Raw genomic sequence first — 8,884 nt, 5'->3', positions numbered from 1 at the left:
TCAGCCATTGTTGATGATGGTGTTATAGGGTAAATTGCTGCAACATCGGTAAACGCATAAGCAACGTGTGCTGCAGCTGTATTACCGTCCATAGTTTTAGTTTTTCTCATTTAATAAGCCTTCTTTCATATAATTATTTGTTAAGTGAATTTTAATTCACAAACATTTTATTTAAATGATTGTTCTATATTAATGAACCCATAAGAGATACAATAGAGTTAAGTGCTATGAAAACAACATATAATTATTGATAACGAATACATACAATCATTATATATCACCAATATGGTCTGACCACCTTTTTAATTATAATAACACACTATTAGAAATTTTTCTACATTTGTTAATTAATTAACAAATGCTATATTTTTATTTTATAAAACTATAGGTGAGAACAATATTTATTGCCATCACCTCTAATTATAAAAGCATATATCTTTTTATAATTTCTGTTAACCTTTATACTTATTTGCAAAATCTAAATGAACACGCATTGCTTGCCTTGAATCTGCGGAACTATGTCTTTCTAAAGATAAATATACCTCATTATGTTGCGAAAAAAGTATTTCTTTATTCCCTTTATGCACTAATATTAATTTTCTTGCATCCACAATAAAATGATCAACAAGAGTTGAAACTGTTTTAAGAATATCAAATATTAAAACATTACCCGAACTTTCTGCAATCTTATAATGAAATCTTTTATCTATTTCAGCGCTAGTATCTTCATCTTCACAATTTATAAATTCCTGAATGATCTCCTTAAGCTCTTTTAGTTGTTTTTCTGTTATTCTCTTTGAAGCAAGACCTGCAGCCTCAACCTCCATAATCTTTCTAAGTTCCCATATCTCTTCTTGATTACTTCCCTCTAACATAAACATAATCGATAATGGTTCAAATAAATTATCCTCAAAACTTGCTTTTATGTAGCTTCCTTCACCTTGTCTACACTCTATAAGTCCAATAACTTCTAACGCTCTAAGCGCTTCGCGAATTGATGCTCTACTTACCTGTAATTGTTGCACTAAATTCCTCTCCGAAGGAAGTTTATCTCCCTTTTTAAGGGTACCTTTATCAATCATATTCTTAATTTGATCTATTACTTGTTCATAAACTTTTGTGTTCTTTATAGGAATAAACATTTGATTTGCCCCTAGATGCTCTATATTCAAGTTGTCAATTTTATCCATTAAATGTTCCTCCCCTTTAATAACAAATTTTATAATTATACTCATATATACTATAACATAATAATTACAATATTTTATTAAATTAAATTAAATAAATACAACAATTATTAATTTATCTTATCTTAAATATTCTTTCAAAATACATAAGTTTGATAATAAAGTTCAAAAACACAAAAGTTTTGATAATGTTTTAACTATATCAGTTTGCTATTATTAGACTATTAAATCATCTCCTGCGCAGATGCAAACAGCTCCATGTAAAAAGGTTTGGTCAGCTGCACTACTTCTAGATAATTTAATTCTCCCTTCCTACTTTTTTTGCCTGACGCAAAAGTAGCACAAGATTATGAAATTATCATTGAAGAATATGCTATATCTGTGTGCTAATATCGTAATAGATAAAAATGGTATTGTAGCTAAAAGATATTCAACAAACGTTTTAAATAGATAAAGGCTCATACTATTAATAGTATGAGCCTTTATCTATCCGTGTTATTTAAGTATTGTATAAATAATTAAATATAATTTTAAACTTTAGTTTCAGATATTGCTTGTTCAAGTATATCTAAAGCCCCGTCAATATCATATTTTGAAACATTTAGTGGAGGTAGTATCCTTACTACATTGTCTCCAGCTGCAATAACTAGTAATTTCTTGTCAAAACACAATTTACAAAACTTCTTTGTATCCGCTAATAATTTTATTCCAATTAAAAGTCCCATACCTTTTATTTCATCTATTACACCATACTTTTCTTTAATTTTAAGTAATCGTTCTTTTATATACAAACTTTTCTCTTCTATCCCGTTCAATACTCCGTTATCCACAAGCTCTGTCAAAACTGCAACACCAACTGCAGACCCAAGTGGATTACCACCAAACGTACTTCCATGGTCACCAGGTACAAACGCCGTTGAAGCTTTAACGTTTGTTATAGTAGCTCCTATTGGAAATCCACCACCTAAACCCTTAGCAATACAGATTACATCAGGAATAACCATAAATTTCTTATATGCAAATAGACTTCCAAGGCGTCCCATACCACATTGCACTTCATCAAATATTAATAGGGCATCATATTTATCACATAAATTTCTTGCCTCTTCTAAAAATTCTGAGCTTGCTATATTTATTCCGCCTTCTCCTTGAATTGGTTCTATTATTATTCCACAGACATTCTCATCAAAATTCTTTTTCAAATCTTCTACATCATTAAAGTTAGCCTTACGTACGCCTTGCATTAATGGGCGAAAATCTCGTTGATACTTTTCTTGCCCAGTAACTGAAAGTGCACCTATAGATCTACCATGAAAAGAATTATCCATATATATGAAGACATTTTTATTTTTCGCTTTTTTTAATGTTCCATATTTTCTAGCTATCTTAAGCGCTGCCTCCACAGATTCAGTCCCACTATTACAAAAGAATACCTTACTATGGTCACAGTTATCTATTAACTTTTGCGCAAGCACTGTGTGAGTAGTATTCCAATAGTAATTAGAAATATGAATAAGTTTACTGCTTTGCGTATTTATGGCATTAATTATAGCAGGATGACTATGCCCAAGGCAGTTTACTGCAACTCCTGACATAAAGTCCATATATTCTTGTCCATCGACATCATAAATTTTACATCCAAGTCCTTTTTCAAAACAAACATCATATCTTCCATAAGTATTCATTACACAATTTTCTACCATTAATTTACCCCTCTCGCTGTTATAATTCTAGTTCCACAATTTTTAATTATATTTAATAACAAACTGTGTTTTTCTCGTCCATCTATTAAATGAACATTTTTAGTTCCTTTATTAATTGCAGCAACGCAACATTCGAGTTTTGGAATCATGCCACCATAAACAATACCTTTATTTATATATTCTTTAGTTTCTTCTACAGTAATTGATGACAAAAGTGTTGATGGGTCTGTAATATCTGTATATACACCATCTATATCAGTCATAATTAATAATTTCTCAGCTTTTAACACGCCACTTATAGCAGCTGCAGCATAATCTGCATTTATATTATAACTCTTTCCTTCTTTATCAGCTCCTACAGGAGAAATAACTGGAATATAGCCACTATTAAGCATATTTTTTAATAATTGTGTATCAATATTTACAACCTCTCCAACAAAGCCTATATCAATCTTTTTACCATCTTCATAAACAAATTTCTTTTTAGCTTCTATTAAATTGCTGTCTCTCCCACTTATACCTATGGCACTTAACCCTCTCATACTTAATATCGAAGAAAGTTTTTTGTTTACATTACCCGATAATACCATCTCTACAATTTCCATGGTATCTTGGTTTGTAACTCTTAATCCATTTATAAATTTATTTTCACCACCAGTTTTGTTTATCCACTTATTAATTAAAGGACCTCCACCGTGCACTATAACCACTTTAATACCGGCTTTAATCATAAGTGCTATATCTTCCACAAATGCCGCTTTAGCAACATTATTGCTCATTATGCTTCCGCCATATTTTATAACAAAGGTTTTACCCTGATATTTATTAAGTTGTAAAAAGTCTTTTACGTTTGAATTACCATTTTTTATTTTCATTGTAGCCTCCAGCTTTAATACTTAATTTTCGTTAATTTTACAACTAACCGATTGAAAAAACAACCATTTGAATAATTATACATCAATTTGAATAATTATTCAACATGATATTGATTTTTTTATTATTTTATTGTATAATACTTTTTATTAATAAATTTAAAAGGCAAGGTGATACAATATGATAAAAGCGGGTATAATAGGTGCTACTGGCTATGCTGGTCAGCAGCTAGCGTGGTTTTTATACAATCATCCAAGTGTTAATGTAGAATTTTACGCTTCACATAATTATGCAGATATTGCGTATAAAGATATTTATACTAACTACTATAGTTATATAGAAGAGAAATGTGTTAACATGGAAACGGCTATAAGCAAGTTTTCACAAATAAATGTCCTTTTCATTGCAATGCCACATGGCAAATCATTTAAAATAACAGAAAAGGCACTATCGTTGGGAGTTAAAGTAATAGATTTAGGTGCAGACTTTAGACTTAAATCTAAAGATGAATACAAACTCTGGTACGGACTTGAACATGAGAGCGCGTCCCTTCTATCAAGTGCAGTTTATGGTCTCTGTGAATTAAATAGAGAATCTATAAAAAAGTCTAACTTAGTAGCTAACCCAGGTTGTTATCCAACAGCCACTATCTTAGCCCTTACTCCACTTCTTAAAAACAACTTAATAGAAACAAATTCTATAATAGTTGATGCTAAATCTGGAGTATCAGGAGCTGGTAGAGCTGCAAATATAGGATCACTATATGCTGAAGTTAACGAATCAATAAAACCTTATGCAGTTGCTAGCCATAGACATACACCTGAGATAGAGCAAGAACTTAGTAGTGTTTGTAATGATGATGTAAAAATATGTTTTACCCCTCATTTAGTACCAATGAATCGTGGAATTTTATCAACATGTTATGGAACTCTAAAAAAATCCGTAACAACGCAGGAGCTCCTATCTTTATATAGAGACTTTTACAAGAATGATTGTTTTATAAAAATACTTGATGGATTTCCTGAAACCAGATGGGTAAAAGGATCTAATTTATGCCATATTGGAATTAAGGTAGATGAGCGTACAAATAGAGTAATAATAATATCCGCTATAGATAATTTAATTAAAGGTTCTGCAGGTCAAGCAGTTCAAAATATGAATATTATGTTTGGTTTTTGCGAAACTACAAGTCTAGACATAATAGCAATGGCGCCTTAACAATTTCTTAACAAAATACATGTTGTTTTTTAAATAACTAATATATATAATAACTCACATAAATAATATTAAATTGGAGGTAGATAAATGGACAAAATGTTCTTTGAAATTAGAAGAGCTGTCACTAGTGACATTGAAGAGATAAGATTACTTGCTAAAAAATCCTTTGATATGTATGCCGATAACGCTGGCATTACACAGTTGGTTGCACCTTTTAATGAAACCTATAATGATGTATTAAAAGCAATAGAAACTACTTACGTTTTTGTAGCTCTATCTAACGAAGAAGTTATAGGTAGTGTACGAATCGAAGTCAAACCAGATAACACGGCTTATCTAACTAGATTTGGTGTTTCATCAGAACATCAAAATAATGGTATTGGCAAAATATTAATGAATGCAGTTGACATATCAATGGTGGAACTAGGTGTTACAAACCTATATCTTCATACTGCATCCAGAATGTTCTCGCTTATAAGGTTTTATTATGGTAGGTGTTTTTATATAGAATCAACCAATAATGACCGTGGATATATTAGAGCACTCCTGTGTAAGGAATATGAATCCGAATCTGTCCAAAAATCAGAAGATAATATTCGTTGTGGCCAATTCGTAGTTTAAAGGGATACTATACAAATTATAGTACCCCTTTTTTTGCCTTATACCTTATCTCTAGGGTATGTTAGCATCTAAATTTTAAAAATCTCCATAAGTTCTTCCTTCGTAAGTTTACCTACAGCATCGCTGCTTGCATATTCCCCTGTAATTACACTATCAATTAAATGTTTTTTATTTTCTTGAAGTAATACAATTTTTTCTTCTATAGTTCCTTTAGCGACTAATTTAATTACTTCTACTACATTTCTTTGACCAATTCTATGAGCTCTATCTGTTGCTTGGTTCTCCACTGCTGGGTTCCACCAAGGATCGAAATGAATAACTAAATTTGCTGAAGTTAAATTCAGTCCCGTTCCCCCTGCTTTTAATGATATCAAAAATACTTTTACCTCACTGTTGCTATTAAATTCATCTACTAAATTAATTCTGTCTTTTGATTTCGTTTTTCCATCTAAATAATAATATGATATTCCTTTTGCTTTTAAATTTTCTCCTATATTCCTAAGTGCTGACGTAAATTGAGAAAATAATAGCACTTTTCCATCTTCTACAATATGTTTTTGAATAATTTCTGTTGCGATTTTTAGCTTTCCACTTCCACCTTGATATCCATCCATTACAAGTGAAGGGTCTAAACAAATTTGCCTAAGCTTTGTTAAATAAGAAAAAATCTCTATTTTTCCCTCACTTTTATTTATCATCTTATCACGGACGATATTAATATAAGCTTTATATACACCCTTTTGAGCCATTGTCATCTCAACTAAGAACTTCTTTTCTATCTTATCTGGCAATTCTTTTAGCACTTCTTTTTTAGTTCTTCGTAATAGAAAAGGTTTTATTAATAACTTAAGTTCCCCCAAATTATTTTCTGTTTTAATAATAAATTTCGATTCAAAATCCTCTTTTGTATACAGATAACCAGGCATTATAAAATCAAAGATTGACCAAAGCTCAGTTAGACTATTTTCAATAGGAGTACCGGTTAACGCAAATCTTGCTTTGGCTTTAATTTTTTTAATAACCAATGCGTTTTGCGCTAAGTAATTTTTTATGTTTTGCGCTTCATCTATAATACAAAAATCAAAGATAATATCTTCATATAGTTCTATATCCATTCTTAAAGTTCCATATGTCGTTAGTATTATATCATATTTTTTAAAATTATGAACTGCTTTAACCCTTTCATTCTTTTCCCCATGCACAATAGCAACCTTTAGGCTAGGAGCAAATCTTTCTAGTTCTGCCTTCCAATTATAAATGAGGGATGTTGGACAAACTATAATTGACTTTTTATTCTTTTCAGATAAGATAAAAACTATTGTTTGAATAGTTTTACCAAGTCCCATTTCATCGGCTAGTATTCCTCCAAAACCAATTTGACTTAGAGTTTTAAGCCACTTAAACCCATCAATTTGATATCCCCTAAGTGTAGCCTTAAGTTTAACTGGAACTTTTATATACGAATTTTTTATATTAATTAAAGTATTTTCTATATCACTTAAAAGCTTAGAACCTTTAATAAATTCTAGGCCCATACTTTTAATTTTTTCGTTTAAGTATAATGCTTTATTTTTTTCCAAACGAATCAAACCAGTATCTTTGTTATCATTAATATTTAATGTTTCTAGTAAATTAAAAAAGCTTCTAACATCCTTATCACTAAAATCTAAAAAATTATTATTCTTAGTTTTATAAAATCTATTATTTTGTTTAAAACTTGTAATCACACTATCTAGTTCCCTATTTTCAATATCACTTATACTGTAAGAAAAATCATAATAGCCATCATTTTCTACAATTTCTGCTTTTATTGATGTATAATCAAATATCTTTCTATCTTTAAATCCTGTTCCAAAACAAATATTCCCAAGTGAATGTATACTATCTGCCTTCTTACTTAATATCGAAAACAGCTCATCATCTCCACCTATAAACAATAATCTCTTATCTCTTTTTATAAATCTGTATTTCTCAAGCTCCATAAGGATTTTATCTTCCTTTTTATAGTCACGCATGACGGAGCATGCATTTTTATCTTCCTTTAATATGTTAATTTTTTGATTACCATAGCATACTTTTATATCACAATAGACAACATTATCAGTCTCATATATAAGAAATTCTGGTTTTATATAATTTGATGCAAATACTTTTATATCCTCACTAATATTAATTTCTTTTGAAATACTACTTAAGAAAGGTATAAGTTTATTATAGTTTTCTATGGTATTTTTGTATAAAATTTCACCATTATTTTTTAATTTTTGATATAAAAAAGCATATTTTCGAACTTGATTTTCAGGTGGTAGATAAATCTTCCAATTAAACAGATATACATCATTTTTATCGTTTAAAGGGATTGGAAACCGCTTATGGGTTGTTAAAACAAAATATTCATTTCTAATTTTCAACGTAAAGTTAAGTGGTAAATCTTTTATAATAATTGGTGCATCAAACTCAAAACTATCATAGCTGAACTTGATTTTTCCATGAGTAATCTGAGCCAAAATAGTTCTTAAATCCTTTGGATCGATTTTTGTTTTATCTGCCCCCACCACATTTTGTGCTTCATAATAAGTTGGATCTTTTGTTGCCTTGCGGACTAGTCTTATAATTTCCCGAGATCCTTGCTTATTTAGATCATTATCTTTAAGTGTTTTTCTATTTTCTGCTGGTTTTACATTTACGTGGTCATTATTTTTTGTAGCTCTTTCAAAAAATCTGTATGCTGTTGCTGTTAAATGGCTACACATAAATAAATAGCCGGCTCTCGATGCATTTCTAAACTCATCACAAGTGCAGTCTAATCCATCCAATTTTTTGTTTAACAAATCTATTTTTATATGGGTGCTAAATTCATTTGATTTAGTATTATTTCTTACATTTGCATAAATATGATATATCCGGTTTATTTTTTTACCTTTAATTTTCAATACTAATCCACTATTAAATGATTTTTGACCCTCACTTCTCATAATATTCGAAGATGATTTAAACACTATATTCTCTAGCTCTTTTAAATTCAAAAACTCACCTCCAAATTATTGTTACTAAATTTCAAAAATAATTAAATATTTTACAATGTGTTCCCTATAACAATTATAACATGCATGCAAAATTAAAATAAGGCAAAAAAATTGCATCTTACATTAAACCATGCTATAGTGTACTTATGCTAAAATGCCAATCCATAAATTGGTATTGATATACATTTATCCCCTACCTCTCATGCATTTTTTGAGAGTATTCTTAAATATCATATAACTAAGAATACTGTGCTTT

General features: G+C 29.8%; 6 protein-coding genes. 2 read left to right on the top strand and 4 right to left on the bottom strand.

The window, feature by feature from the left end:
- Positions 1-452: 452 nt before the first annotated feature.
- The 3 genes from ACREVX_RS06185 to argB all read right to left on the bottom strand — a co-directional run bounded on the left by ACREVX_RS06185 (position 453) and on the right by argB (position 3,759).
- Complete coding sequence (locus ACREVX_RS06185; RefSeq protein WP_431543297.1) at positions 453-1,142, bottom strand: FadR/GntR family transcriptional regulator; 690 nt, start codon at positions 1,140-1,142, stop codon at positions 453-455.
- Positions 1,143-1,717: 575 nt separating this feature from the next.
- Positions 1,718-2,890: an aspartate aminotransferase family protein gene (locus ACREVX_RS06180; RefSeq protein WP_431543290.1), complete on the bottom strand. Its 1,173-nt coding sequence runs from the start codon at positions 2,888-2,890 to the stop codon at positions 1,718-1,720.
- Complete coding sequence (gene argB, locus ACREVX_RS06175) at positions 2,890-3,759, bottom strand: acetylglutamate kinase (protein ID WP_431543296.1); 870 nt, start codon at positions 3,757-3,759, stop codon at positions 2,890-2,892. Before argB ends, ACREVX_RS06180 begins: the two co-directional genes overlap by 1 nt.
- 184 nt (positions 3,760-3,943) lie before the next feature.
- On the opposite strand from argB, the gene argC reads away from it, so the two are divergent.
- Complete coding sequence (gene argC, locus ACREVX_RS06170; protein ID WP_431543289.1) at positions 3,944-4,981, top strand: N-acetyl-gamma-glutamyl-phosphate reductase; 1,038 nt, start codon at positions 3,944-3,946, stop codon at positions 4,979-4,981.
- Between the two features lie 87 nt (positions 4,982-5,068).
- A complete protein-coding gene (locus tag ACREVX_RS06165; RefSeq protein ID WP_431543288.1) occupies positions 5,069-5,602 on the top strand; it encodes a GNAT family N-acetyltransferase in 534 nt (177 codons plus the stop codon).
- Positions 5,603-5,670: 68 nt separating this feature from the next.
- On the opposite strand, the gene ACREVX_RS06160 is transcribed toward ACREVX_RS06165, so the two are convergent.
- On the bottom strand, positions 5,671-8,628 hold the full coding sequence (locus ACREVX_RS06160) for a DEAD/DEAH box helicase (protein ID WP_431543287.1): 2,958 nt from the start codon (positions 8,626-8,628) through the stop codon (positions 5,671-5,673).
- Positions 8,629-8,884 lie beyond the last annotated feature (256 nt).

The sequence above is a fragment of the Clostridium sp. genome (genome assembly GCF_050717545.1).
Taxonomy (GTDB): Bacteria; Bacillota; Clostridia; order Clostridiales; family Clostridiaceae; genus Clostridium_AD.
Note: the sequence above shows the minus strand (reverse complement) of the source record. Positions and strands in the feature narration are given on the sequence as shown.